The organism is Fibrella aquatilis, from assembly GCF_017353255.1.
Classification (GTDB): Bacteria; Bacteroidota; Bacteroidia; order Cytophagales; family Spirosomataceae; genus Fibrella; species Fibrella aquatilis.
The window spans coordinates 65,464-90,746 of sequence record NZ_JAFMYU010000010.1 but is presented as its reverse complement, the minus strand read 5'-3'; the positions used below and the strand labels follow the sequence as shown (position 1 = coordinate 90,746).

At 55.8% G+C, this 25,283-nt stretch carries 20 protein-coding genes and 1 CRISPR repeat array (1 of these 21 running past the window's edge); of the genes, 17 read left to right on the top strand and 3 right to left on the bottom strand.

Annotated features, from left to right (window positions below; translation table 11 throughout):
* The first annotated feature begins 187 nt into the window (after nucleotides 1–187).
* Nucleotides 188–2,656 (top strand): bifunctional aspartate kinase/homoserine dehydrogenase I, encoded by a 2,469-nt coding sequence (thrA, locus tag J2I48_RS13860; RefSeq protein ID WP_207336062.1) that lies wholly within the window; start codon nucleotides 188–190, stop codon nucleotides 2,654–2,656.
* A gap of 19 nt (nucleotides 2,657–2,675) precedes the next feature.
* Here the strand turns inward: thrA and J2I48_RS13855 are convergent, their stop codons facing one another.
* Nucleotides 2,676–3,050 (bottom strand): hypothetical protein, encoded by a 375-nt coding sequence (locus J2I48_RS13855; protein WP_207336061.1) that lies wholly within the window; start codon nucleotides 3,048–3,050, stop codon nucleotides 2,676–2,678.
* A gap of 20 nt (nucleotides 3,051–3,070) precedes the next feature.
* The gene (locus J2I48_RS13850) at nucleotides 3,071–3,520 is read right to left on the bottom strand and encodes a hypothetical protein (RefSeq protein ID WP_207336060.1); all 450 of its coding nucleotides are present in this window, start codon (nucleotides 3,518–3,520) and stop codon (nucleotides 3,071–3,073) included.
* A gap of 79 nt (nucleotides 3,521–3,599) precedes the next feature.
* On the opposite strand from J2I48_RS13850, the gene J2I48_RS13845 reads away from it, so the two are divergent.
* Nucleotides 3,600–4,235: a DNA-3-methyladenine glycosylase gene (locus J2I48_RS13845; RefSeq protein WP_207336059.1), complete on the top strand. Its 636-nt coding sequence runs from the start codon at nucleotides 3,600–3,602 to the stop codon at nucleotides 4,233–4,235.
* Between the two features lie 163 nt (nucleotides 4,236–4,398).
* Here the strand turns inward: J2I48_RS13845 and J2I48_RS13840 are convergent, their stop codons facing one another.
* Nucleotides 4,399–4,941 (bottom strand): RBBP9/YdeN family alpha/beta hydrolase, encoded by a 543-nt coding sequence (locus tag J2I48_RS13840; RefSeq protein WP_207336058.1) that lies wholly within the window; start codon nucleotides 4,939–4,941, stop codon nucleotides 4,399–4,401.
* A gap of 95 nt (nucleotides 4,942–5,036) precedes the next feature.
* On the opposite strand from J2I48_RS13840, the gene J2I48_RS13835 reads away from it, so the two are divergent.
* The 15 genes from J2I48_RS13835 (at nucleotide 5,037) to J2I48_RS13765 (ending at nucleotide 24,193) form a co-directional block, all read left to right on the top strand.
* Nucleotides 5,037–6,344 carry an MFS transporter gene (locus J2I48_RS13835; RefSeq protein WP_207336057.1) on the top strand — a complete coding sequence of 436 codons (1,308 nt, stop codon included), beginning with the start codon at nucleotides 5,037–5,039 and terminating at the stop codon, nucleotides 6,342–6,344.
* Nucleotides 6,345–6,440: 96 nt separating this feature from the next.
* The gene (locus J2I48_RS13830) at nucleotides 6,441–7,211 is read left to right on the top strand and encodes a sulfite exporter TauE/SafE family protein (RefSeq protein WP_207336056.1); all 771 of its coding nucleotides are present in this window, start codon (nucleotides 6,441–6,443) and stop codon (nucleotides 7,209–7,211) included.
* A gap of 566 nt (nucleotides 7,212–7,777) precedes the next feature.
* Nucleotides 7,778–10,129 carry a GumC family protein gene (locus J2I48_RS13825; protein ID WP_207336055.1) on the top strand — a complete coding sequence of 784 codons (2,352 nt, stop codon included), beginning with the start codon at nucleotides 7,778–7,780 and terminating at the stop codon, nucleotides 10,127–10,129.
* 48 nt (nucleotides 10,130–10,177) lie between these two features.
* The gene (locus J2I48_RS13820) at nucleotides 10,178–10,843 is read left to right on the top strand and encodes a sugar transferase (RefSeq protein ID WP_207336054.1); all 666 of its coding nucleotides are present in this window, start codon (nucleotides 10,178–10,180) and stop codon (nucleotides 10,841–10,843) included.
* Nucleotides 10,837–12,261: a flippase gene (locus J2I48_RS13815; RefSeq protein WP_229376242.1), complete on the top strand. Its 1,425-nt coding sequence runs from the start codon at nucleotides 10,837–10,839 to the stop codon at nucleotides 12,259–12,261. The genes J2I48_RS13820 and J2I48_RS13815 overlap by 7 nt, the downstream gene beginning before the upstream one ends.
* 76 nt (nucleotides 12,262–12,337) lie before the next feature.
* Nucleotides 12,338–13,246, top strand: coding sequence for a glycosyltransferase (locus tag J2I48_RS13810; protein ID WP_207336053.1), 909 nt, complete (start codon nucleotides 12,338–12,340; stop codon nucleotides 13,244–13,246).
* A 1-nt stretch (nucleotide 13,247) separates the two neighbouring features.
* Nucleotides 13,248–14,402 (top strand): glycosyltransferase family 4 protein, encoded by a 1,155-nt coding sequence (locus J2I48_RS13805; RefSeq protein ID WP_207336052.1) that lies wholly within the window; start codon nucleotides 13,248–13,250, stop codon nucleotides 14,400–14,402.
* Nucleotides 14,399–15,556, top strand: a complete 1,158-nt coding sequence (locus J2I48_RS13800) for a glycosyltransferase family 4 protein (RefSeq protein ID WP_207336051.1) — start codon at nucleotides 14,399–14,401, stop codon at nucleotides 15,554–15,556. The genes J2I48_RS13805 and J2I48_RS13800 overlap by 4 nt, the downstream gene beginning before the upstream one ends.
* Nucleotides 15,557–16,786, top strand: coding sequence for an O-antigen ligase family protein (locus tag J2I48_RS13795; protein ID WP_207336050.1), 1,230 nt, complete (start codon nucleotides 15,557–15,559; stop codon nucleotides 16,784–16,786). It begins immediately after the preceding gene.
* An 88-nt stretch (nucleotides 16,787–16,874) separates the two neighbouring features.
* Entirely contained in the window at nucleotides 16,875–17,756 is an 882-nt protein-coding gene (locus tag J2I48_RS13790; protein WP_207336049.1) for a glycosyltransferase family 2 protein, read from the top strand.
* A gap of 91 nt (nucleotides 17,757–17,847) precedes the next feature.
* Nucleotides 17,848–19,098, top strand: a complete 1,251-nt coding sequence (locus tag J2I48_RS13785; protein ID WP_207336048.1) for a glycosyltransferase family 4 protein — start codon at nucleotides 17,848–17,850, stop codon at nucleotides 19,096–19,098.
* Between the two features lie 68 nt (nucleotides 19,099–19,166).
* Nucleotides 19,167–19,931 (top strand): WecB/TagA/CpsF family glycosyltransferase, encoded by a 765-nt coding sequence (locus J2I48_RS13780; RefSeq protein WP_207336047.1) that lies wholly within the window; start codon nucleotides 19,167–19,169, stop codon nucleotides 19,929–19,931.
* The gene (locus J2I48_RS13775) at nucleotides 19,928–20,833 is read left to right on the top strand and encodes a glycosyltransferase family protein (protein ID WP_207336046.1); all 906 of its coding nucleotides are present in this window, start codon (nucleotides 19,928–19,930) and stop codon (nucleotides 20,831–20,833) included. Before J2I48_RS13780 ends, J2I48_RS13775 begins: the two co-directional genes overlap by 4 nt.
* Nucleotides 20,834–20,914: 81 nt before the next feature.
* Entirely contained in the window at nucleotides 20,915–22,381 is a 1,467-nt protein-coding gene (locus J2I48_RS13770) for a right-handed parallel beta-helix repeat-containing protein (protein ID WP_207336045.1), read from the top strand.
* A gap of 138 nt (nucleotides 22,382–22,519) precedes the next feature.
* Entirely contained in the window at nucleotides 22,520–24,193 is a 1,674-nt protein-coding gene (locus J2I48_RS13765; protein ID WP_207336044.1) for a hypothetical protein, read from the top strand.
* A gap of 57 nt (nucleotides 24,194–24,250) precedes the next feature.
* A CRISPR array of direct repeats spans nucleotides 24,251–25,283; the repeat unit is 30 nt; it runs 920 nt beyond the window's last position.

Sequence of the window (25,283 nt, the reverse complement as noted above, 5' to 3'; positions counted from 1 at the left end):
CCTAGAAAGGTCTCGGCCCTATATTTGCGAGGAAGGTTAATTCGGAAATGTTGCTGACACGTGTGTATTGCTGACGCGAGGGAGACGCAAGATGTTGCGTCTCTACAAATTCACGGTCTCACGTAGAGACGCAACATCTTGCGTCTCCCTCGCGTCAGCAACATTTCCGGGCCATTTTCTGAATCTCATGCACATCCTCAAATTTGGCGGTACGTCGGTTGGCTCGGTCGAGAGCATCCGGCAGGTAATCCGCATCGTCACGGCCCACCGCCAGCAAGAAACGCCCATCGCCGTGGTCCTCTCGGCCATGAGCGGTGTCACCAACCAGCTGATTGAAATTGGGCGGATGGCTACCGACGGCCAGACCGACTATATGGACTTGGTGCGGCGCATTGAAGACCGCCATTTCAACGTCGTCAAATCCCTGGTGCCCATTAAAGAGCAGGGCAAGGTGGTGGCCACCATCCGCGGCACGGTCAACGAACTCGAAGATCTGCTGCGGGGCGTATCGCTCATTCGGGAACTGACCCCCCGCACCATGGACCTTATCATGAGTTTCGGCGAACGGCTGTCTAACCTCGTCGTGGCCGAATGCGTGAAGGCCAGCGGCCTGCCCGCCACGTTCTGCGATGCCCGCGAACTGGTCAAAACCGACGCCCAGTTTGGCCATGCCGAAGTCAATTACACGGCTACTAATCCGCTTATACAGAGCTACTTCAATCAACATAGCGGCTCGTCGGCGCCGGTGCCGTTTGTGACGGGCTTCATCGGCGCGACTGAAAAAGGGGAGACCACTACCCTAGGACGGGGTGGGTCCGACTACACGGCCAGCATCCTGGGCGCGGCCCTCAACGCCGACATCATCGACATCTGGACCGACGTTGATGGCATGATGACCGCCGACCCGCGCAAGGTGCCCAACGCCTTCAACATCCCCACCATCACCTACGCCGAGGCGATGGAACTGAGCCATTTCGGGGCCAAAGTCATCTACCCGCCCAGTCTGCAACCCGCCTTTGCCCGCAACATCCCCATCCGGGTACTCAATACCTTCAATTCCGACCACGCGGGCACCCTTGTGAGCCGCACCGCCGACCGCCGACAATATACCATCACGGGTATTTCGAGCATCGACGACGTAGCGCTGGTCAACGTGCAGGGGTCGGGTATGATTGGCGTGGCGGGGGTGTCGGCCAAGCTGTTTGGCATTCTGGCTCAGCACAAAATCAGCGTCATCCTTATCTCGCAGGCCTCGTCGGAACACTCCATCTGCTTCGCCATCGACCCCAAAGGTGCCGACCGCGTGAAGACCATCCTCGACGACGAATTTGCCGCCGACATTGCTAATGGCCATATCGACAACATCAGCATCGAGCGCGACCTGAGCATCATTGCTACCGTGGGCGAAGGCATGCGGAAATCGAGCGGTATTGCGGGGAAATTGTTTTCGGTGCTGGGCAAAAACGGGGTCAATATCGTGGCCGTGGCGCAGGGGTCGTCGGAGATCAACATCTCGGTGGTGATTACCAAGAATAATCTCTCGAAGGCCCTCAACGCGCTGCACAACGTGTTTTTCCAGTCGGAAGCGCGGGTGCTGAACGTATTTATGGTGGGCACGGGCCTTATTGGGCAGGCCCTGCTGCGGCAGATTCATGCGCAGTCGGAATTCCTGCGGCAGGAGAAGCTGCTGAAGGTGTGCGTGGTGGGGTTGGCCAACACCAAAAAGATGGTGCTCGACCCCAAAGGCCTCGATCTGACCGATTGGGAAACGCGCCGCAAAACGGAGGGCGTAACCACCTCTCTGCCCGCCTTTGTCGAGAAAATAAAGTCCTACAACCTGCCCAACTCGGTCTTCATCGACTGCACGTCCGACAAGGACATTGTGCAACATTACGAGGCCCTGCTCGATGCTAATATTTCAGTAGTGACGCCCAACAAAGTGGCCAACTCCGGCTCCTACGCTGAGTACCGCCGCCTGCAACGCACCGCCCTAAACCGGGGTGTGAAGTTCCTCTACGAAACCAACGTGGGCGCGGGTCTGCCTATCATCAACACGCTGCAAGGCCTGCTCACCTCCGGCGACCGGTTTCTGAAGATCGAAGCCATCCTGTCGGGCACGCTGTCGTTTATTTTCAACACCTTCAAACCAGGTACGCCGTTTGTCGACGTGGTGCGGGAGGCAAAGGAAAAAGGCTATACCGAACCCGACCCGCGCGACGACCTCAGCGGGCAGGACGTGGCCCGGAAAATACTGATTTTGGCCCGTGAAGCCGGTTTTGCACTAGAACCGGACGACGTTTCTATCGAAAAAATCCTGCCCCCCGCCTGCCTCGACGCCCCCACCATCGACACGTTTTTTCAGTCGCTGAAAGCCGAGAATGACTATTTCGAGCACCTCCTTGCCGCTGCCGATGCACGGGGCGAAAAGCTGCGGATGATTGCCACGTTTGAACACGGCAAAGCTGTTATTGGCCTGCGCGGCGTGGGGCCGGAGCACCCGTTCTACCAGCTTACCGGGGCCGATAACATCATTTCGTTTACCACCGAACGCTACAAAGAGCGCCCGCTAGTGATTAAAGGCCCCGGTGCCGGTGCCGAAGTAACCGCCTCTGGTGTCTTTGCCGATATGGTCAGTATCGGTAGCTATCTGGGGTGAAACATTGCATGTACGTACATCACTTCTCTTTTATGGCTGTGAGTTGCACGTTTTGGGCCTGGTAGTGGGCTTCGGGAATGTCGGTGGCACCGGGTTTTTTGATCTGCGTTTTCTGCTTCATCAGCTTGCCGCTAAACACCACGGGCAAACCCGCTGGGTTGTTCATGCCGAAATCCAGCGCCTGTTTCTGCATCTCGTCGGAGAGATTCGTGGGGTATAACAGGTCATTTTTGGCTGGTTTGGGCAGTTTCAGCACGTATTGGTAGCACCCCCGGCCGCATACCTCCACCACCAGCAGGGCGGGTTTATTTACAAAATCGGGTTTGGGTTTCGGAGTGGCTGAACCAGCGGCTAATGTGGTTGCCAAAATACTGATAAACAGGGTGTTGAGCATAAAGCGATTGCTTGGTTAGATCAGGGCATTATCAACTGGTAGGTATACGTAGTGGTATTCAGGCTGACCACATTGCCGTTAAACCGTACTTCGCTGGCATACTCCCAGGGGTTGCAAGGCTCGGTTCCCTTCTGAGTTTTTAGTTGAATGTAGCCCAGCGGTTTATCGTCGACAGACAGAAAGAACCGCGTAGTATCGCCAATGGCGTTGGCATTGCTGACGATGTTGTAGCTGGTAAAGGCGTTGGGATAAGCCCTCGCATCGGTTAATGTTCGTGGGTCATTCCGGTTATAAAATCGTACGATAACTGTGCTGGCATTAGCCGATGTAATCAGGTTAGTGCCATCTTTTCTGACCGGCTGGAACGTGAGCATTGGGGGTGGAGCCATACAGGCATATATACCATCCCGGCACGCTTCCAATGGGGCTAGAAGCCAGATGGTGATGAGTAAGAGCAGGGCGTTTTTCATAACAAGTGCACCAAAGCAGGGTTGATATACCAGGCCAGGATTCGCGGTGAACGATAACCGTTGTAGCCTGCTAGGCAATATGCACAAATTACCTCTCGATTTCTACGAAAAGCATGATACCCTCACCCTGGCGCAACTGCTGCTAGGCTGCGAACTGGTTCACGAAACGCCGGAGGGTCGGGCGGCGGGCATCATTGTGGAAACCGAAGGCTACATCACCGGCGACCCTGCCTGCCATGCCTACCGCCGCGCCACCACCCGCAACGCCGCTATGTTCGGCCCCGCAGGCACGCTCTACGTCTACCAGATCTACAACCACTACAACTGCATCAATGTCGTGACGGGTCCTGAAGACGTGGGCGAGGCCGTGCTCATCCGCGCCCTGGAACCCACCGCCGGCACCGAGCTGATGACCCTGCGCCGCAACGAAGCCTTCAAAACCGGCTTTGAACGCTACCGCCAAAATACCATCGACCCCACCACCACCGACGGCTTTCGCAACCTCTGCAACGGACCGGGTAAACTGGTTATCTCGCTCGGAATCAGCCGACAAGCTGATAATTTTTCGTCGCTGGTAACGGGGCCGACCTACATTACCGCGCCCGTGCTGGTCGATTTCGAACTAGTGACAACCACGCGCATCGGCATCACGCAGGGCGTTGACCTGCCCTATCGGTACTATGTTAAAGGCAACCGGTTTGTGAGCAAGAAGTGAAAGGGCGGAGAGGCAAGAGGGGAGAGGTAAGAGGTGAGAGCTAAGAGGCAAGAGGTAAGAGTCAAGCGACAGCGGCGCAACTCTAAGCTCTTACTTCTTGCCTCTTAGCTCTCACCTCTTACCTCTCTGCTCTTTGCTCTCACCTCTCCGCCCTTTCACCTCATCACACATCCAGCCGTTTCAGTAGGACTAGCCCGGCTGGCCAGCGGCCTAGGTTTGAACTGGCGTTGATATGGCCAGCCGGACCGATGTTGACCAGTTCGCTACCCCAGGCGCGGGCAAACTGCGTGGCGCGCTCCAGCGTGACGTATTCATCGTTGGTACTGGCCACTACGATAGAAGGAAACGGCAATGGCATAAGGGGAATGGGCACAAAGCCTTCGGTGCCGGGCGGGTAGCTGGATGCTTCAGTATCGCTGGGGGCGACCAGTAGGGCACCTTTTATGAGCCGTTGGTATTTCCTGGCCCAATAGGCAATGGTGGTGCAGGCCAGGCTATGACCAACTAGTATTACGTTGCCCGGATCATCTTCGGCCATGACCACGTGATCGAGATGATTTACCCAGTCCTGCCGCACGGGTGTTATCCAATCTTGCTGATGAACCCGTTGAAATTCAGGAAATTGATCTTCCCATAAACTCTGCCAGTGCTGCGGGCCAGAACTGCCTAAACCTGGAATAATGAGTACCTGCGCATTGAAATTCATCTACCCGTAGCGTGTTTTGGGCGCAAAATACGCTCAGGTAACGGTATTTTATCTGGCGGGCGGGCCATTAGCGGTGCGAGTGAGTTTAGTCCTGCATGGACCCGACACTTTCTGCCGCTCCGGTTCGGTCGCCGCGTTTTTCGCCCGTACTGAGCCAAAACCGTCCGTTGCGGTTTATTACGTTTTTCTACCTCTACGTCATGCAGGGCGTACCGGCGGGGTTTGCCACCACAGCGCTGGCCAACTACATCGCCGCCGAGGGTATTTCGTCCGACAGGGTGGGTACGTTTATTGCCATGCAGGGCCTGCCGTGGTCGTTTCAGTTTATCTGGGGACCGTTTATCGACAAGCACCAGAGCAGCTCCATGGGTCGGCGGCGGCCGTGGGTGCTGGGGGCGCAACTGATGGCGGTGGTGGCCTCGCTGGGTATGCTCACTATCAGCGACCCGGCCGGTAACGTATACCTGCTGGGCCTTACGTTCCTGATTCATAGCACGGTGGCATCGGTGCAGGATGCTAGCGTAGACGCCATGGCCATTTCCACCATTCCCGAACACGAGCGCGGGCGTATCAACGCCTTCATGCGGGGCGGTTTCCTGGCGGGCACGGCCCTGGGCGCGGCAGGGCTGGCAGTGGTGCTCCGCAACGAAGGTTTCCACACCGCCGTGCTTACCCAGTCGGCGTTTTTGCTGCTGCTGACCGTCGTCACTTTTTTTATCCGCGAACAGCCCGGCGACACGCTGTTACCTGTTAGTAGTCAGTACGTTATAACAGACAATGAAACCCACGACCACAGCATCCGCTGGCTTTTTACGGAGTTGTTTCGAGGGCTGTTTGCCCGTGAAAGCCTGCGCTGGTTTTTGCCCATTCTGCTTGTGTACTCCTGCCAAAATGCCTTCATCCGGGCCTTCAACATCCACCTGGTGCAGCAACTCCATTGGGATCCCACCGAACTCTCGCAACTGACGGGCAGCTACGGCATCCTGATCGTGGTGGTGATTTTGCTGGTGGGGGGCTGGGCAGCAGACCGCTATGGGGCCAAACGACTGCTCCCCTGGGTGATCGGCACAAATTTTCTGATCCTGCTGGCCTTTAGCCTGGCTGCTCCATATTGGTCCGACCACCGGGTGGCGTCGGCGGTGGCGGTGGTCTGGAATATGCTCGACCCCAGCCTGAGCGTGGTGGCCATCCCGATTCTTATGGCCCTCTGTCGGCCCAACGTAGAGGGGTCGCAGTTCACGACCTATATGGCCTTCGTTAACCTGTCGGACATCATCGGCGCGTTTGTGTCGGGCCACGCGCAGCAGTACGTAACCGCCCCCACCATTGGCCTCTGCACCGCCGCCGCCGCAGGCCTGGGCGCGGTGTTTGTTATTTTGCGGAGGGAAATTTATAAACGATAAGTGATGAACGATAAGTGATGAGTTTGCTTCCGCCAGAGTAGTTTGGCTGGCGGAAGCAAACTCATCACTTATCGTTCATCACTCATCACTAAACCTATGCCCGACATCTCTACACTGCTGACCATCTGTGCGTGTTCATTCCTGGCTGGTTTCATCGACTCTATCGTGGGCGGCGGTGGGCTGGTGCAGACTCCGGCGCTGCTGATTAATCTGCCCGATTACCCCCTGCCGACGCTGCTGGGTACGAGCAAGTTTCCGAGCCTGGCCGGTACGCTTACGGGCGCGGTGCAGTATACGCGGCGGGTGGTGGTGCAGTGGCGGTTGCTATGGCCTATGGCGCTGGCGGCGTTTCTGGCATCAGCGGCAGGATCGTATACGCTCACGCAGGTGCCCAATGCGTTTATGAAGCCCCTAGCGCTGCTGATTCTTATCTGTGTATTTCTCTATACGCTGCTGAACCGCAACTTCGGGCAGGAGGTGGCGCGTGAACTGACAACGGCGCAGTTACGGGCGCGGATGCTGGTGCTGGGGAGTGTGCTGGGTTTCTACGACGGCTTTTTCGGACCGGGCACGGGCAGCTTTCTGGTCATGGGTTTCGTGGGTTGGCTGGGCTTTGATTTCCTGCGGGCATCGGCTCATGCCAAATGGGTAAACGTGGCTACCAATCTGGCCAGTCTGCTGCTGTTTGCGTCGAGCGGAAACGTACTCTATGGGGTGGCGCTGCCCATGGCGATGGCCAATTTGCTGGGCGCGGTGGTGGGGGTGCGGCTGGCCCTGCTCCAGGGCAATGGATTTATAAGGGTATTCTTTCTCTGCATTATTGCCGCTACCATCCTGCGCTTCTCCTACGACGTGTGGCATGGTTGATAAGCTTGACCGCTTAATAAAAACAAATTGCGGGAGTCAGACAATCTGTGTGCTACGCCTTAGACAGGCTATAGACTGTTACCATTTAAAAATAGTACTATACTAATGCGTAGTCTGATAACGGTCCAGGAAGGGATGAATTTTTTTTGAAAAAAGGTAAACGGTCTCTAATTGCACATATTGTCTATCTTTTAGCACTACTAAAAATTATTTCTTGGCCCAACCTAGATAGAATAGTAATTTTTGAGGATTTCAGCTGGTTTCTCATTCATCTTCTGAAGATGCCTACTTATGTTCAAAAGGCCATTAAAACAGTTTTAGGCTAAGTTATTTAAACCATTGAGCTATTTAGGGCGCTGTTTGGTTAACTGTAGGCGAGAGGGGTCATTTGTACTTTTCACGGTTGGCCGCATCCTAGATTTATACAAAAAATTGCGGGTAAGCCCGTCCGTAATCGTTACTTTCGCGTATACAATGCTAACCCCATCCAGTAAATGGAATTAATGGGTATTGCCTGGTTCGACACTCAACAGTAGTAACTTTTCTCTTCATACTCACGTGCCGTTATGACTAACGACGTTTCTTTTCCTGCTTCAAATCAGCCCACTCAGTCCTACCAGATCGTAGAGGCCGAGTCGCCCAGTGTGCGGCCCGTACTCATGCGCTACCTGCGCCAATGGCCCTGGTTCGTCTTATCGGTGGCCCTTGGGCTGGCTGGTGCCTACGTATACCTTCTCTACAAGCAACCTACTTACCGGTCGCAAGCCAGCCTGCTCATCATGGATGAGAAGAAAGGTAGTGACCAGGGTAGCATGCTCCGCGAGCTACAGGTAACATCGCCCAAAAAGGTGGTCGAGAATGAGATTGAGATCCTGAAATCACAAACGCTGATGACGCGGGTGGTGGATAAGCTGCACCTCGACAAGCAATATTTCGTGCAAACCAAATACGGCAAGCGTGAAGTGTACGGTCCCGAATCGCCCGTCAACATAGTGGTGGAAAAAGGTACACCCGCGCTGTATGAAAAACCCCTGACCCTAACGTTTGCCGACCCCAAAACGGTAAGCATCAACGGACAGTCGTTTCCCACAAATCAACTCGTAGAAACACCCTACGGTCAGTTGCGCGTAAACGCCAAAGACACGGTATCGCCCCAAACGCCGGTGATAACGGTACAGGTATCGAAAGTGGCCGATATGGCAGCGGGTTATGCCGACCGCCTGAAGGCCGAACCCACCAGCAAGACGTCATCAGTAGTGGTGCTGACGCTGGAAGATGCTGTGCCTGCCAAAGGTGAGGCCATCCTGAACGGGGTGATCCGAGAATACAACGAAGCCGCCATTGTTGATAAAAACAAGGTGGCCCGCAACACCATTAAGTTTATTCAGGAACGACTAAGCGCAGTGGGCGGTGAATTGTCGGGTGTAGAACGGAAGGTGGAATCGTACAAAGCCAGCCGGGGCATCACTGACCTAAGCGCCCAGGCACAGACGTTTCTTTTGTCGTCGAAAGAGAATGATGCTAAACTGAACGAAGTAAACATTCAACTGGCGGCCCTCAACGACGTGCAGCGCTACATCAGCAGCCAACCCGAAAACCGGGGTGGTACCCCCGCCACGGTGGGACTAAACGACCCAACGCTGCTGAACCAGATTTCGAAAATGTCGGACCTGGAAAACAAGCGCGAAGAAACGGCTCGTGTGATGAGCGAAGGCAGCCCGGCGCTGCAAACGCTGGACGCCCAGATCAAGAAAACGAAAAACAACATCAGCGAAACGGTGTCGACCATGAAATCGATGCTGACGTCGTCGAAACAAGGTTATTCGGCTAAGAATAGCGAAATCGAAGGGCGCATCCGGTCTATTCCTGAGCAGGAACGGGCGCTGATGGACATTTCGCGGCAGCAGGCTATCCAGAACAACCTGTATACGTATCTGTTGCAGAAACGCGAAGAGACCGCCGTAGCCTTTGCCGCCGCCATTGCCGACACCCGCACCGTAGACGAAGCCAAAAGCAGCGGTACACCCGTGAAACCGGTGAAGCCCATGATGTATATGCTTTTCGGACTGCTGGGGTTTCTGGTACCGATGGGGGCCATTGCCGGGCGTGATTTGATGAACACCCGCGTAAAAAACCGCAACGAAATTGAAGAGACCACGCAGATACCCATCCTGGGCGAGATCAGCCGCAACTCCGAACGCAAGCCCCTGGTGATTACGAGCCGGAGCCGCACCATGATTGCCGAACAGATCAGGACGCTGCGGGCCAACCTGCAATTCCTGCGGGGCAACAGCGCCGACAGTCAGGTGGTGCTGGTCACGTCGAGCATCAGCGGCGAGGGTAAAACCTTTGTATCGCTCAACTTGGGTGCTTCGCTGGCGCTTGTCGACCGGCCCACGGTGATCCTGGAAATGGACCTGCGGCTCTCGAAACTGCACACGGCGTTTCAGGTAGACAACACGGTGGGCATGAGCAACTACCTGGCGGGCGAGGCCACGCTAGACGAGGTGCTGATGCCGATGCCGGGTCAGGCTAACTACTCGATCATCAGCAGCGGCACCATCAGCGACGAGTACAACCCTGCCGAACTGCTCAGCAGCCCCCGCCTGGGTGAGCTAATTGCTGACCTGCGGAAACGCTTTGAATACATCATTATCGACACACCACCCATTGGGTTTGTGTCTGATGCTCAAGTAGTTGCGCCCTACGCCGACACCACGTTATTTGTGGTTCGGCACGACGTGACCCCCAAGAATTACCTTAAAATGGTGAACGCGCTCAACCGTGAGCAGCGGTTTAACAAACTCAACATTGTTTTAAATGCGGTAGGCGGCAACGAGTCGTACTACACCAACAACACGAGCAAGAGCGCCTACTACGGTAAGTCGGGCAAAGCCAGAAAGTACTGGCTGTCTTAGTAGCATGTTTCTCTTGTTTTCTAACCTATCAACTTCTCAACACACGTTATGCTAAGCGCAACCAGCCTCGAGCCGGTTCGAGCCAGATTCGAACGTGGCGTTACGTCCAGTAAACCGCTCTATCAGGGTGTGGTTAAGCGCGGGTTCGACCTCATGGTGGCCGGTATGGTCACCCTGGTGGTTCTTTCCTGGCTGATTCCCATCCTGGCGTTACTGATCAGGCTTTCGTCAAAAGGTCCCGCCCTGTTTGTTCAGGTGCGGTCGGGGCGTAACGGACGGCAGTTTCCCTGCCTCAAGTTCCGTACAATGACCTATAACCCCGGTGCCGAATTCAAGCAGGCCGAAAAGGTAGACTCCCGCGTAACGCCCATCGGCAAGTTTCTGCGGAAAACCAACCTCGACGAGATGCCCCAATTTTTGAACGTGCTGGCTGGCCACATGAGCGTGGTGGGTCCGCGTCCGCACCCGCTGCCGCTCGACGCCATGTACTGGCACGTGATGCCCGGTTACAAAGACCGTTACAAAGTGAAACCTGGGATTACCGGTTTGGCCCAGTCGCGGGGCGCGCGGGGCGAAACCCGCGAGGCACACCAGATGAAGCTGCGCATTCGCTACGACCGTATGTACATCCGCCAGCAGTCTATTTCACTCGATGCCCGCATCTGCTGGTGGACGGTGAAGGCCGTTTTCAAGGGAAATAAGAACGCATGGTAGGTGCTAGCCCCGATCTGGAAACCCGGCCCGTAGTAGCAGGCACCCCCGCCGAAGTGACTCCCCAGGAGCCGCAGGCGGGGCAACCTATGCTCTCTAAGCCGACGTTGCGTCGGTTTGCGGTCAACGTAGCGTCGCTGTTCAGTGTGCAGGTGGCTAATTTCCTCCTGCCCATCCTGACAGTACCCTATGTGGTGCGCATTATCGGGCCTGACAAACTGGGGCTGCTCAACTTTTCGCTGGCCTACATCGCCTACTTCACGCTGCTAATCAACTACGGTTTCGAGATGGCGGCGGTGCGGGCCATTGCTGCCAATCGCTTCGATAAGGCTGTTGTCGATAAGATTTTTAGTGAAGTGCTGGCGGGTAAGGTGTTGCTGTGGATACTGTCGTCGGTGATTTTCGGGTTTGTTACCTACCTCAATCCGCAGTTTAGGGAACACGCCTGGCTGCACGTCTGCACCTACATCACCACTATTGCTATGGTGCTGTCGCCATTCTGGGTGTATCAGGCCATGGAAGATCTTAGCCGGGTGGCGGTGTTCAACCTGGTGGTGAAAGTGCTGGTGACGGCGTCGGTGTTTTTGTTTATCCGTCAGGCCAACGACTACATCTACCAGAACCTGTCGCTGAGCGTGTCGCAGGTAGCCATTAACGTGGTAGCTCTGAGCATTGCCATTAAGCGGTTTAAGATCACGTTTGCGTGGCCATCGGTGGCGCGGCTTATCAACCGGTTTAAAGAAGACAGCACCCTGTTTTTCTCGTCGGTGATGATCACGATCTACGCTTCGTCGACGGTGTTTTTTCTGGGCCTGCTCAGCACATCCTACCAGGTCGGGATCTTCTCGGCGGGCACGCGGCTGGAAGGCATCGCCCGGTCGTTTGTGGCGCTGGCCCTGAACCAGGCGTTTTTCCCGATTGTGGCCAATGCCTTTGGTAAAGGGCGCGAAAACGGCCTCCGTTTAGTACAAACGGCATTTTTGCCTCTGATCGGGCTGATGATGCTGATCACCATTGGCCTCTGGATCATTGCGCCCTACTTCGTAAACCTGTTCTACGGCGCGGCCTTTGCCGATGCCATTCCGGTGCTCAGGATCGTGGCGTTTCTGCCCATCATCATCGGGGCGAGTAACCTGCTGGGTATGCACACCATGCTGAACCTGCGCATGGACAAAGCTTTTTTTGCCATCACGGCCATCGGGTCGGTGGTGGGGTTATTGCTCAACGTATGGCTCATCAAGGGCTACGGCTATACTGGTGCGGCCTACGCCTGGGTGCTGGCCGAACTGTACATTATGCTGGCCATGTTTGGCTACCTCTGGTTTAAAGGCATCCGACTTATTCAACGCGAAACCATCCGCGAAGCCATTGACTTTGGCCGGGCGAGGATGGGAAAAAGGAGTTCAAGGTTTAAGGTTTAATGTCTAAGGTTGGCTGACGCAGCAGTACGCAGGCGTCAGCCAACCTTAGACATTAAACCTTGAACTCAATAAAGTTATGGAAACAGTAGCAGCAGTGGTGGTGACGTTCAACCGCCTGAATGATTTAAAGATCTGTATCGACACGCTGAGGGCGCAAACCCGGAAGCTCGACGTGATCTATGTCATCAATAACGGCAGCACCGACGGCACCGACGAGTGGCTGGCCACGCAACCCGACCTCACCGTGACGACGCAGGCCAATCTGGGTGGCGCGGGTGGTTTTGCCACGGGCATTCAGACGGCCTACAACGGCGGGTCTACCTGGCTCTGGTGTATGGACGACGACTGTGTGGCGGCACCCGATGCCCTACAAAACCTGCTCGAATCGCCGAATCTGGGTCCCTGCATCAAAAATTCGATGTCGGTGAGTGCCAAAGACCATAGCGAACTGGCGTTCTACGTAGACCGGCCCAACCGCAGCTACCGCACCGTGAGCGACATGACGCAGTATGACCTGATCTACGGCGTGGCCTCGTTTTTCAACGGTACGCTTATCCACTCCGACGTGGTGAAAACCGTGGGTACGCCCGACGTGAAGCTGTTTATCTGGGGTGACGAAGTGGAATACATGACCCGGACCATCAAAAACGGTTTCCCCGTCGTAACGGTCCCGGCGTCGGTGTTCTACCATCCACCCTCGTTCGACCGCAACGGCATTCCCTGGCCCGGTGCCTGGAAGCAGTACTACGCCGTGCGCAACCAGCGGCGGGTGTTCCAGAATGTACACGGCAATGCCTATGGCATGGCGGTTTTCGCCAAGTGGGCTTTTGGCCAGACCATGGAACAGGCTCGTACCAAGCGCACCAATCGCCTCTACAACTTCCTCATTTTCGGCGAAGCGGCCATCGACAGCATGGTTAACAACTTCCGCAAACGCCCCGATAACATCCTCACGCTGAGGCTTTATAAGTACATGCACAAGTAAGATGAACATCCTGATTGTCACATTCTTAGCTGCTTATTCTCCGTCGGGGGTGGTCACGTACTACCGGACCCTGTCGCAGGATCTGGTGCGCCGTGGCTGTCGGGTAACGGTGGTGGAAACGACCGATACGCCCCCGTTCTGGAACAAGCTGCTCAATATTCTGGGGCATGTGTTTCGGCGGTTGGGTACGGTGAGCCGGGTCATCTGGGACGAGGCGTCGTATTTTGTGCGGCTGTACCTGGGCGCGCGGGCGCGGCGGGCCGAGGGGTTCGACGTGATCCATGCGCAGGACGTGCGCTCTGGCGTGGCGGCGTGGCTGGCCCTGGGCAAAACCGTGCCGGTGGTGCTGACCTGTCACTTCAATGACGATCCCGTTACCGAACTCATTGCCGCCAACGACCTGCCCGTCTGGTTGCAGAAGCAGCTTACGCGCTGGTACGCCTACCTGTTTGCGCAGGTGAAAAACTACGTGTTCGTGTCGGACTACGCTTACCGGAAATCGAAGCACCTGCTGCCGCCCGATGTTAACAAAGTCATTCTCTACAACACGGTTTCGGCAGAAATTGCCACGGCTACCATTACCCACGAAGTGGGGGAGGAGGGCTTGACGATCAGTAACGTAGGGTACGTAGACGAGCGCAAAAATCAGAAGCTGCTTATTGAAGTGGGTGACGAACTGCGCCGCCGGGGGGTGGAGAAATTCAACATCTGGCTTATCGGCGACGGTCCCAAGCGCACGGAGTATGAGCAGCTGGTGGCCGACCTGAAACTGACCGACCATATCACCTTCTACGGGCGGCAGGCGGCCCCGTGGCGGCTGGTGGCCCAAACGGATCTCTACGTCCACACGGCCCTCAACGACAATTGCCCCTATAGCATTATCGAGGCTATGGCGGTGCATACGCCAGTGCTGGCCCTACCCGTAGGCGGTATTCCCGAAATGGTGCCGGGCCGCGAAGGGCTATTGCAACACACAGATGCACAGGGCGTCACTAACGAAATTCTGCCCTATTTCGACCCCGCCAAACGCCAGACGCTGGCTATCAGGCAGGCCGATTTTGCGGCAGTCCATTTTGACCACGAAACGGCGCTCACCCGCCTGATTGCGTTTTACGAACAAGCACTCAACGAACCATCTCCCGTTTTCAACGTATGATTAACGCACTCTGGCTGGCTGCTGCACCGCACCCCGCAAAACCTGGCCACCCAACCCCCTGGATGACCGCCTTGGCTACCCGACTGGTGGCCACGGGACAGGTGCGCATTACCGTTGTGAGCTACAACCCGGCCATTGCCCAAGACGAAGAGACGGTGAAAGACGGAGTTCGGTATATCTATCTGAAAGTGCCCGATGACAAAATCGACCTGCTCACGGGCTACCGTCGGCGGGTGCGGCGGGTGCGCGAGTACGTTAATGAAATCGGGTCGCAGTATGATCTGGTGCACATTCACGGCACCGAGCAGCAGTACGCTGCTATGGGGTCGGGCCTGACCATGCCGAAGGTGCTGAGTGCGCAGGGGTTTGTGACGGAATACTACAAATACCTGCCCAGCAAGCCCGAATACCGGCATGCGTCGTGGGCGGTGGCGAGCTATTATGAGAAAAAATACGCCCCCACCATCCGCCATTTCATTGGCCGGACGCATTGGGACAAGGCTATCATCAGGCAGCTTCAGCCCGACGCCATCATCCACCATAACTGGGAACTGATGCGCCCGGAATTTTACGAACCCATTGACGCCACGGCCAATGCCCATGCCGACGCCATGCTGTTTGTGGGTGGCCTCAACGACATCAAGGGTATCCGCGAAGCACTAAAGGCGCTGAACATGTTGCGGCAGAAGCTCCCCATCCGGCTGATTGTGACGGGCTACGGCGACACCGAATCCCTGGTGAAGCTGGCGCAGTCGCTCAACTTGCCCAACGTACCGGCCTCGGCGCTGGAACACCGGGGTATGTTGTCGGCCCCGCAACTGTGGCAGGCCTACCACGAGGCGTTTTGTTTGCTCCACCCGTCCTACATCGACAACAGCCCCAACAGCGTGTCGGAGGCGCAACTGGCGGGCTTGCCCGTGGTGGCCAGCAACGTAGGCGGCGTGTCGTCGATGATCGAATCGGGCGAGACGGGCATCCTGACGTCGCTGGAGCCGGTAGACATTGCGCGGGGCGTGGAACAACTGTGGGAAAGCCCCGACTTACGCCAGAAAATTGCCCGGCAGGCCCGGCATATTTCGCTGGAGCGTTTCGACGCCAAACACATTACCGACGAGACTAAGGCCATTTATGAACGCGTACTGAGCAACCCGTAGATGAAGATCTGGATTCACCGCATTGCCCTGTTCATCCTGCTCTTCGGAGTCAGTTCGATGACCTATGGCTTCAACCAGCTTAGCCCCGTCCTCACCGCCATGGTGAACCTGGGGGGGCTGGCGGGCGCGGCCGGGCTGATGCTGTTTTATTTTACCTACCCCGGCCCCTATAAGCTGGCGGCCTGGGTTATCACGCTGAGTGTCATTGCGTTGGTGCTCGAATCGCTGTACATCTACAACCAGTACGTGTACTCGTTTTTTGTGATCAAGCGTTTTGCCTACTGCGGCCTGGCCCTGCTCACGTTCTACGTGGCCCCCCGCGCTGGTGAGTTGAAAATGAAGTGGATTGTAAACTTCATCCTGGCCATGTATGTGGTGGGGCAGGTGTTTACGGGCCGTATTCTGGAGTATGGCTTCACGTCGGAATCGCGGACTACGGCGGCCTATGAGGCGCTGTATCTGGTGATTCCGTTCCTCTACTTCCTGCTCGAATTCATGCAGAACGGACGGCGGCTGGATTTGTTGAAAACGCTGGCCGTGTTTGGGGTGATTTTCGTGTTGTTGCACCGGTCGGTGATTTCCACGGCCCTGTTTGCCATGCTGATTGTTTTTGGCCTGAGCGCCATTGGCAAAGTGGCCACGGCTAAACTGCGGTTGGGCAACCTGCTGTCTACGCTGCTGGTCATTGCGCTGGTGGGCCTGCCGTTCGCGGGGATTCTATCGCCGAAGAAAACGGCGGCGTTTTTCGAGAACATTGGCGGCATTGCCAAACCGCAGGAAGACGAAACCGGTAGCTGGCGGCTCGAACAGTCGACCTACTACTGGAAAGGCATCATGCAGCGGCCCCTGCTGGGCTGGCGCTACGAAGGCTACGACAAAGGCGAGATCATGGAAAACGAAGATTTTGCCTCGAAAGGCACCGTGATCCACTCGCAATACATTGACATGCTCTACAACTACGGCATCGCGGGCTTGCTGGTAAACTTGTTCATTGCGGGTACCACTCTCTGGACAATCTACCACCGCAACCGTCGGCTATCGTCGGAACAAACCATGCTGTTTGCGTTCATTATCAGCGGGTTACTGTTTGGCGTGTCGTATCAGTTACCGCTTTATTTCTGGTCATTCACCGGCCTCGGCATGTTCTACGGCATCTACCAACGGCGGGTTATAAGCAAGCCAATGCAGCCGGTAGAGCGGGAGCCAAGGCTGTATGAAACGAGTTTGTAGTTGGTGGTTTGTGGTTGCTTCGCGCTCTTAACCGTTCAGCGCGAAGCAACCACAAACCACCAACCACCAACCACAAACCTCAACTGTTATGATTACCATTGTTATACCTGTTCATAATCGCAGAGCCTTGACACAGCAGTGTCTGGGCTGTCTGGACGTGCAGACGTACCGCAACTTCCGCGTCATTGTGGTTGACGACGGCTCAACGGACGGCACGAGCCAGATGATTCAGGACGAATTTCCCGACACGCTCATCATTCGCGGCACGGGCGATTTGTGGTGGACCGAGGCAACCAACTGGGGTATCCGCTACGCGCAGGAACACCCCGCGCCGGGTTTCGAGGAGCACTTTATCCTGACCCTCAACGACGACACCCAAGTGCGGCCCGACTACCTGCAAACCCTGCTGGATGCCTACGAGCAGCACAAACCTTGCCTGGTGGGGTCGCCGAGCGTAGACGTAGATGACCCTAAAAAGCTGGAGTTTGCCGGTACGCACATGGAACTCTGGTTTGCGTCGGGACGGCACGCCGCCGCCGACTACAACTATGATTACGACGAGCTGGCCCGCCGCACCGACTTTGTGGAGTCTGACTCGCTGCCGGGTCGGGGTACGCTCATTCCGATGGCCGTTTTCGACAAGGTTGGGCTGTACGATTCGCGGCGGTTTTCGCACTACATGTCCGACATCGAGTTTTCGGTAAGGGCCAAAAAAGCGGGCTACAAGCTGATTGTCAACACCAAAAGCCTGGTGCTGGAATACACGAAAGCCACGGGGCTGTTTTTGAAAGAAAAAGAAACCTGGAAAGACTTTGTCAACAGCTTTACGTCGGTGCGGTCGCCAACCAACCTGACGGTGCGCTATAACTTCGCCATCGCCCACGGCAAGACCAAACAACTCTATTTCCTCGTTGATGTGCTCCGCATTTCGATGGGCTTTTTGAAACGCAAGTACCTGATGGCGAAATGATTTTTTGGACAGGATTATCAGGATTTCAGCGGTCCGCCGAAATCTTGATAATCCTGTCCAAAAAATCATTTCATACATACAGCTCAACGATATGAAAACAATCCTGCTCTCAGCATATGCCTGTTTGCCCAACCACGGATCGGAGGAGGGCAACGGCTGGAACTACGCCACGTTGCTGAGCGAAGCAGGATTGCGCGTGCATTGCATTACCCAGGAAAAAGCCCGCGACCTCATCGAGCCGATCCTGGCATCGGGCCTGTTTCCGAACCTGACGGTGCATTACGTGACCCTGCCCAACTGGCTTAACAAGGCCTATGGCAACCTGATCGGGATGTATTGCCACTACCTCTACTGGCAGTGGAAAGCCGCCAGGATGGGCCGCGAACTGGACGCCACGCATCAATTCGACCTGGTGCATCATGCCACCTATAGCAGCATTCAGCTGGGCAGTTTCATGTACCGCGTGGGCAAGCCATTTGTGTTTGGTCCGGTGGGTGGGGGACAGCAGGCACCCGTAGCGTTCAAACGGTATTTCGGGCCGTACTGGTCGCGCGAGAAAATCCGCGACGTGGTCAGCAACGTGCTCTCGTTTATCAATCCGGGCTTTTTTCATACCGTCAACGTGGCCGACCTGGTGCTGATTTCAAACGAAGACACCATGGACATGGCCCGCATACTGCGGAAAGACAAGCCCATACTGCGGATGCTCGACGCTGGCCTGACGGCCTCGTTTATGCCTCCGGTGGTCATCCGTCGGCCCGCGGGGCCAACCATGAAGCTGCTGTGGGTGGGGCGTTTGCTGCCCCGCAAAGGCATCGAGCTAACTATTGAGGCGTTTAGCAAAGTGAGCAAAACGCTGCCTATCACGCTCACTATTGTGGGTGGACAGGGCGAAATGGCCGAGTATATGCCTGGCTACCTGACCACCTACGACGTGGCCGACCGGGTAGACTGGGTGGGCCACGTGAGCTATGACCGCGTGAAGGAATATTACCGCGAGTCGGACGTGTTTTTCTTTACGAGCCTGCGCGACTCGTGCCCCATGCAACTCATGGAAGCCATGGCCTATTCGCTGCCGGTGGTCACGCTGGCCCTGCACGGCCAAAATGAACTGGTCGATGAGCAAACGGGTATAAAAGTGCCTGTAGAAACCCCGGCGCAGGCCACCACCGACCTGGCCCGCGCCATTGAACATTTATTTCACCACCCTGCCGAGCGGGCGCAGATGGCCGAAGCGGCCTACGCCTTTGCCCAGCAGCAATTGTGGCCCAATAAAATCAACCGCTTTACCCAGGACATTTATCCGGGTTTAGAAAAGAAGGTAATAAATAATGTACAATGAATAATGAACAATGAGGCCCTACGCACTGCGAATGCTCAGAAGTAAAGGTCATTGTACATTAAAAAAATATGCAACAAATTGATACACAACCCCAAATGCGCCGTCGGGTGGTCAGTCTCGACCTCTCGCTATTGCCTTATGCCGAACTGCGTGAGCAGATTCTGGCGGCGGCAGTAGGCGGCGAATCGCGGACGGCCTGCTTTGCCAACGTGCACATGGTGATCGAGGCGCAGCACAACCCCGACCTGGCCCGCGCCGTGAACGGGGCCGACTGGGTGTGTGCCGATGGGGTGCCGCTCTTATGGTCGCTGAAGCAGTTGTACGGCGTTTCGCAGGAGCGACTGGCGGGTATGGACCTCATGCCTAGTCTGCTGGAAGGTGCCGCTGAACGCGGACTGCCCGTCTATTTCTACGGCTCTACCGACGATGAGCTGGCGCGGGCGGTGGCCGTTTGTGCCGAACGCTACCCCAGCCTGCGCATTGCTGGTACCTATTCGCCACCGTTCCGGCCGTTGACCGCGCTGGAGGAAAAAGACATAGCCGCACGTTTGGGCGCGTCGGGGGCGAAGCTGGTGTTTGTGGCGTTGGGCTGCCCCAAGCAGGAATTGTTTATGGCCCGCCTGCGCAACATGGTGCCCGCCGTGATGCTGGGTATCGGTGGGGCACTGCCCATCCTGACGGGGTCGGCCAAGCTGGCTCCCGAATGGATACGGCGGTCGGGTATCGAGTGGCTCTTCCGCCTGGCGCAGGAGCCACGCCGGCTATTTAAACGCTATTTCACCACTAACCCCCTGTTTATCTGGGCGTTGATGAAACAAATTAACAGCAAATGAACGCACCCATAATCCTCTTTGCCTTCAAGCGCATCAACGAGCTGAAGGCCACGGTGACAGCGCTACAGGCCAATTACCTGGCTGCCGACAGCGAACTGTATATTTTTCAGGATGCGCCTAAGCCTGATAAAATGGCCGCCGACGGTGCTAAAGTGGCCGAGGTACGTGCCTTTCTGGATACGATTACGGGCTTCAAAACCATCCACCGCGACTATGCCCAGAGCAACATTGGCTGCGCTGATTCCATCATCAGGGGCATTACGCACGTGCTGAACAAGCACGAAACGGCCATTATTGTGGAAGATGACCTGATCACGTCGCCCAACTTTTTGGACTACATGAATCAGACCCTGGCGCAGTACAAAACCAACCGCCGGGTCTACTCCATTGCGGGCTATACGTTTCCGTTCCCCCGCCCCGCCGACTATAAATTTGACGCCTACTTTGTGCCGCGCCACAGCCCCTGGGGCTGGGCTACCTGGGCCGACCGCTGGCATGCCATTGACTGGACTGTGGCGGATTACGACGAATTCAAGCAGGACCGTGAACTGGTAAAGGCCTTTGAGCAGGGCGGTGCCGACCTGGGCCGGATGCTCCGCCGACAGATGGAAGGCGAGATCGACGCCTGGGACATTCGCTACTGCTACAGCCGGTTCAAGGCCAACGGCCTCACGATCTACCCCACGCAGTCGAAAGTGCAGAACATTGGGTTTGGCGAAGATGCCACCCACACCGACGTGTATAATCGGTACAAAACCGACCTCGACGCCGGTACGCAGCGGCAGTTCATCTTGCCGCCCGTAGTAGAAACAACGCCTTATTACCACAAAAAAACGCTGCAACGCTACAGCTTCGCCACCCGGCTCTACAACCGGCTGAAGACCTACGCAGGCATGCGGTAGGAGAAGACGTTAGACGTTGGACATTGGATACTAGATGTCCAGTAGCCAACGTCCAATGTCCAACGTCTATCAATCAACGCCATGAAAATCAATCAATTAACGCATCTCATGCTGCTGCTGGCTATGCCGCTGCTGCTGAGCTACTGCAAGCCGACGGAGGTAGATCCCGACACCCTGGTGCGGACTACGGCCACCGACACGCTCAGCATTGCGGGCGTGCGCAGCCTCGCCAAACTCGATATTCCGGGTACGGTGAGGATCACCGACGCGGGCCGCGAAGGCGTGTACCGCCTCGACATTGCCGATAAGACTTCTGTCGATAATATGGGCACGGTGCTGGTTACGGCGGGCGGACGGCGCTACAAACGGCAATATGTGGGGGCGGCCAATGCCTACTGGTTCAACGTCACCACCGACGATACAGACATTGGCCCCGAACTGCAAGCCGCCGTGGATGCCGCCGTAGAACTGGTTATCCCCGACGGTACCTACACCCAGCGCACCACCGTGCGGCTGCCGGGCAACCGTATTCTGCGGGCCAATGCCGGCAAGGTGACGATCAACCTACCCGCCACCTACGTGTCGCTGGCTAGTCCGGTGAGCAACAGCCTCACCTTCGGCAACGTCACCATCGACGGGCTGGGCTGGGTGGTATCGTCGCAGGAAAAAGGCACCTACGGCGTGATCACGATTGACGGCCCGACAGTAAGCAACCTGACTATTCAGAACTGCACCAGCACCGACGCCGCCGCCAAAGACAGCACCAATTTCCTGACGCTGAAAATTCAGACGGGCAAAACGGCCAACAACGTACTGATTCAGAACAACAACATCGGAGCTAAGCGCATGGCGTTTGAGATTTTCAACCACGACAACTTCAACGTCTATGCGGGTACCAATATCCGGGTGGCTGGCAACGTGGTGCACGACTGCCACTTTGGCATTTCACTGTCGGGGCCAATGGACGGTAATACGGTGGTTGATAACGAGTTGCGCAATTGCAGTTTGTATGGGATTGAGATTGCCGGTGCGCTACGCAACGTGGTGATTACCAACAACCGCTTTGCCGGTAAGTTCGACAAGCTCATCATCGGCTCGAACGACGGGCAGGGCAATGGTACGCTGCAAGGCGGCATGGAGGTGAGCGGCAACCGCACGCTGGGCACCTGCATTGGTGGTGTGCAGCTGTTCAACGCGGGCGCGGCCAACGTAAACCGCAATAGCCTGTCGCTGACGGGCCGGCTGGAGATCATTTCACCGTCGAGCAACGGGGGTACCTATAACCAGAATGTGATTGAAACCACCGGCGACAATGCCGTGATCTGCGACAATGCACCTAACAACAAGTTTCTGAACAACACGTTCTCCAATCGCACCAACGGGGCCAACATTGCCACGTTTCGGGCTTATGGGGCTAATGCTCAGAACGTTACGTTAAACGGAAACCGCATTATCAAAGGTAAAGGCGGCGTATCCTTCGATGCCGTCGATGGCGCTACTCTCACCGCCACCGACAATATCAACGAAGCCGGAGCACCCATTCAGTAGTTGTATTAGTTGAAGAGGGTGTTGATGGCTTCGCGCTGTTGGTGGCTTCGCGTACGGAGGCGACAGCAACCCACAGCGTGTAGCCTCCGTACGCGAAGCCACCAACTACCCCACCCCTCAGTTCAATACCAATGACGAATGACAATTGACCAACATCCAGCTTCCATAACCCTTTCCCGGAAATCGGCTGGTACTTCACTGCTGCCGGTTGGCCTGTTTCTGTTGCTGGCTGTACCGCTGCTGGCATCGCTGTTTTTTCGGGAACCCTGGCTCTGGATGGACGAGGTCATCAGCTATACCCTCCTGTCCGATCCTTCGCTGGCGCATGTGAATAAGGCTGTGGTGAGCGGACTGGATGCCAACCCGCCCCTGTTTGTGAACCTTTACTGGCTGCTGGGACACAGCATTTCCATGAAGCTGGTGTTTCTGAAAGGCTTGTCTATTGGGCTGTTTGCGCTCACGGTGGTGCTTTTCTTCCGGTACGTGACCGGGCTGGTGGGTACGCCGCTGGTTAACGTGGTGGTGTTGACGGGCATTATCAGCCTCACGTTTCTGAACTACGTGCTGGCCACGCAGATCAGAACTTATGCCCTTTACCTGCTGCTGACAGTGGGTTTTGTCTTGTCGGCGCACCGGCTCATTCACGTGCCCAACAGCCGCAAATGGCTGTTGGTGCATTTGGGAATGGGTTGTCTGGTACTTATGAGCCACAACGTAGGCCTGTTCTACGTGGCTTCGTCGCTGGGCTTTTTCGGGCTGCTGTGGCTCTGGTCGGGGCAGCGGGCTTATGGCTGGATTGCCGCCGTCCACCTGCTTTGCTACGGCCTGTGGGCGGTGGGCTGGTACCCGCAGTTTGCCATTCAGGCCGAAGCGGGCAAACCACACTCCTGGATTCCGGTGCCCACGCTGCTGTCTTTTTTCACCACCGTCGGCGAGTTGCTGCCCAGTCCTTCGTCGCAGCTCGAACACCTGCCCGCTCTTACGTGGCTGCCCGTGGTGCGGGTACTGACGGTGGCATTGCTGTTTGGCTATGTGGCCCTGCCTAAATTGCGCGGTGGTTTCCGGGCCGTGCAGTCCGATCCTGCTTTCTCATTTTTCCTGCTGTCGGGCGTGGTTACGGTGGGTGTGCTGACTATTGCCCTGGGCGTGTCTCTGGTGCATACGTCGGTGTTTCTGAGCCGTTATTTCTGGCCTAGCCACCTGCTGCTGGTCTACGGGCTGCTGTATGCGGGTTATGCCGTGTTTCCTCAGTTGCAGCACCGCCTGCGGGCCTGGCCCCGACTGGGCACCCTGTTTCAGGCTGGCTCGGCCTCTATCACGTTTCTGGCCGTGTATGGCCTGCTGCTGATGGGATTTCTGTTTTTCCAGAGCCGCAAAGTGAAGCTCTTTCCCAGCACCATTGTACCCTACCTGGCGCAGCTTGATCCCCGTTACCCAGTATTTTTCGAGTCGGCCGATTATTTTTTACCCATCTGGCATTACCGCTTGGCCCCCGCCCGCTACCTCCTCGACTGGCCCTCGGCCAACGCACCCGGCAACCTCCCCAACGCCACCGTCGACTACAACATCATCAACAGTCTACGCACCCACTACGGCGTTCGGGCGGCCCTGATGACCAATTCGTTTTTGGGCGAAAAGACCCTTGCCGCCCCCGATTTAGCACCGAATGGTCATTTCTACGTCGTCGACGAAGCCAGTCGGTACCAGATCGAGCGCCTCCTGCGCGACCATCAAGTGCAGCTCATCCGCCGCCTTCCCATCCCCATTGCCGGCCACCAACTCCTGGAGTGCCGGTTGGCGAATGGAGGGTAGCTAGAAGAGGGCAGACGTTGGATTTTGGACGTTAGATGCTGGACAAGAGGTATTCATGTATCAATTCCGTTCGGGTACGATTAATTGTCGAGCGCGAAGTCGGGAATAGCCAGCTTTCGGAAATTTCAATTCCTCTCAGGTACGATTAATCGCGTACTGAAAATCAGCGATGTAATACACCCCCTTATTTCAATTCCTCTCAGGTACGATTAATTGCTACGAGAATGTGAAAGTGAATGTTCCCGTTTTTCTGATTTCAATTCCTCTCAGGTGCGATTAATTGAACCGTACCCTATACGGCACTGAAACGACTCAACCAATTTCAATTCCTCTCAGGTGCGATTAATTGTGATTTTCTCCAACACGACCATTCAGCTCTGGACGGATTTCAATTCCTCTCAGGTGCGATTAATTGCCTGCCAGTTCGTTGATAAAGTCGAAGATTTAACATTTCAATTCCTCTCAGGTGCGATTAATTGGCTGGAGCGCACATAGAGCTTAAAGCCATAGACCATATTTCAATTCCTCTCAGGTGCGATTAATTGCCCGCGTTGAGCAACACCTGCAAGGCCGGACCATCGTATTTCAATTCCTCTCAGGTACGATTAAAAGATCGCCAGAGGAGGCCAGGCAACCGGGTCAGGAAATTTCAATTCCTCTCAGGTACGATTAAAAGCGCCGTGCCGATGCCTGAAAAACCCGTGGCGTGAAAATATTTCAATTCCTCTCAGGTACGATTAAAAGTTTGAGCTTCTTTTTCAACATCATCATCAACCGCGCTTATTTCAATTCCTCTCAGGTACGATTAAAAGTATCTCCACGTCCGCATCACCAAAACGGCCCTGTATACATTTCAATTCCTCTCAGGTACGATTAAAAGTGCGGCTGTACCTCATTGCCATGCGGGTCAACGGGATTTCAATTCCTCTCAGGTACGATTAAAAGAGGGTAGGAGGGATTTGGGCAACACCCAAAAAGGTGAATTTCAATTCCTCTCAGGTACGATTAAAAGCACGGCGGGGCCGTGGAACAGGGCGGGTTACGCTAATTTCAATTCCTCTCAGGTACGATTAAAAGGACGATTGCGGGC

Coding starts and splice junctions, on each gene's coding strand:
- thrA (WP_207336062.1), top strand. CDS start 188: ATGCACATCCTCAAATTTGGCGGTACGTCGGTTGGCTCGGTCGAGAGC.
- J2I48_RS13855 (WP_207336061.1), bottom strand. CDS start 3,050: ATGCTCAACACCCTGTTTATCAGTATTTTGGCAACCACATTAGCCGCT.
- J2I48_RS13850 (WP_207336060.1), bottom strand. CDS start 3,520: ATGAAAAACGCCCTGCTCTTACTCATCACCATCTGGCTTCTAGCCCCA.
- J2I48_RS13845 (WP_207336059.1), top strand. CDS start 3,600: ATGCACAAATTACCTCTCGATTTCTACGAAAAGCATGATACCCTCACC.
- J2I48_RS13840 (WP_207336058.1), bottom strand. CDS start 4,941: ATGAATTTCAATGCGCAGGTACTCATTATTCCAGGTTTAGGCAGTTCT.
- J2I48_RS13835 (WP_207336057.1), top strand. CDS start 5,037: ATGGACCCGACACTTTCTGCCGCTCCGGTTCGGTCGCCGCGTTTTTCG.
- J2I48_RS13830 (WP_207336056.1), top strand. CDS start 6,441: ATGCCCGACATCTCTACACTGCTGACCATCTGTGCGTGTTCATTCCTG.
- J2I48_RS13825 (WP_207336055.1), top strand. CDS start 7,778: ATGACTAACGACGTTTCTTTTCCTGCTTCAAATCAGCCCACTCAGTCC.
- J2I48_RS13820 (WP_207336054.1), top strand. CDS start 10,178: ATGCTAAGCGCAACCAGCCTCGAGCCGGTTCGAGCCAGATTCGAACGT.
- J2I48_RS13815 (WP_229376242.1), top strand. CDS start 10,837: ATGGTAGGTGCTAGCCCCGATCTGGAAACCCGGCCCGTAGTAGCAGGC.
- J2I48_RS13810 (WP_207336053.1), top strand. CDS start 12,338: ATGGAAACAGTAGCAGCAGTGGTGGTGACGTTCAACCGCCTGAATGAT.
- J2I48_RS13805 (WP_207336052.1), top strand. CDS start 13,248: ATGAACATCCTGATTGTCACATTCTTAGCTGCTTATTCTCCGTCGGGG.
- J2I48_RS13800 (WP_207336051.1), top strand. CDS start 14,399: ATGATTAACGCACTCTGGCTGGCTGCTGCACCGCACCCCGCAAAACCT.
- J2I48_RS13795 (WP_207336050.1), top strand. CDS start 15,557: ATGAAGATCTGGATTCACCGCATTGCCCTGTTCATCCTGCTCTTCGGA.
- J2I48_RS13790 (WP_207336049.1), top strand. CDS start 16,875: ATGATTACCATTGTTATACCTGTTCATAATCGCAGAGCCTTGACACAG.
- J2I48_RS13785 (WP_207336048.1), top strand. CDS start 17,848: ATGAAAACAATCCTGCTCTCAGCATATGCCTGTTTGCCCAACCACGGA.
- J2I48_RS13780 (WP_207336047.1), top strand. CDS start 19,167: ATGCAACAAATTGATACACAACCCCAAATGCGCCGTCGGGTGGTCAGT.
- J2I48_RS13775 (WP_207336046.1), top strand. CDS start 19,928: ATGAACGCACCCATAATCCTCTTTGCCTTCAAGCGCATCAACGAGCTG.
- J2I48_RS13770 (WP_207336045.1), top strand. CDS start 20,915: ATGAAAATCAATCAATTAACGCATCTCATGCTGCTGCTGGCTATGCCG.
- J2I48_RS13765 (WP_207336044.1), top strand. CDS start 22,520: ATGACAATTGACCAACATCCAGCTTCCATAACCCTTTCCCGGAAATCG.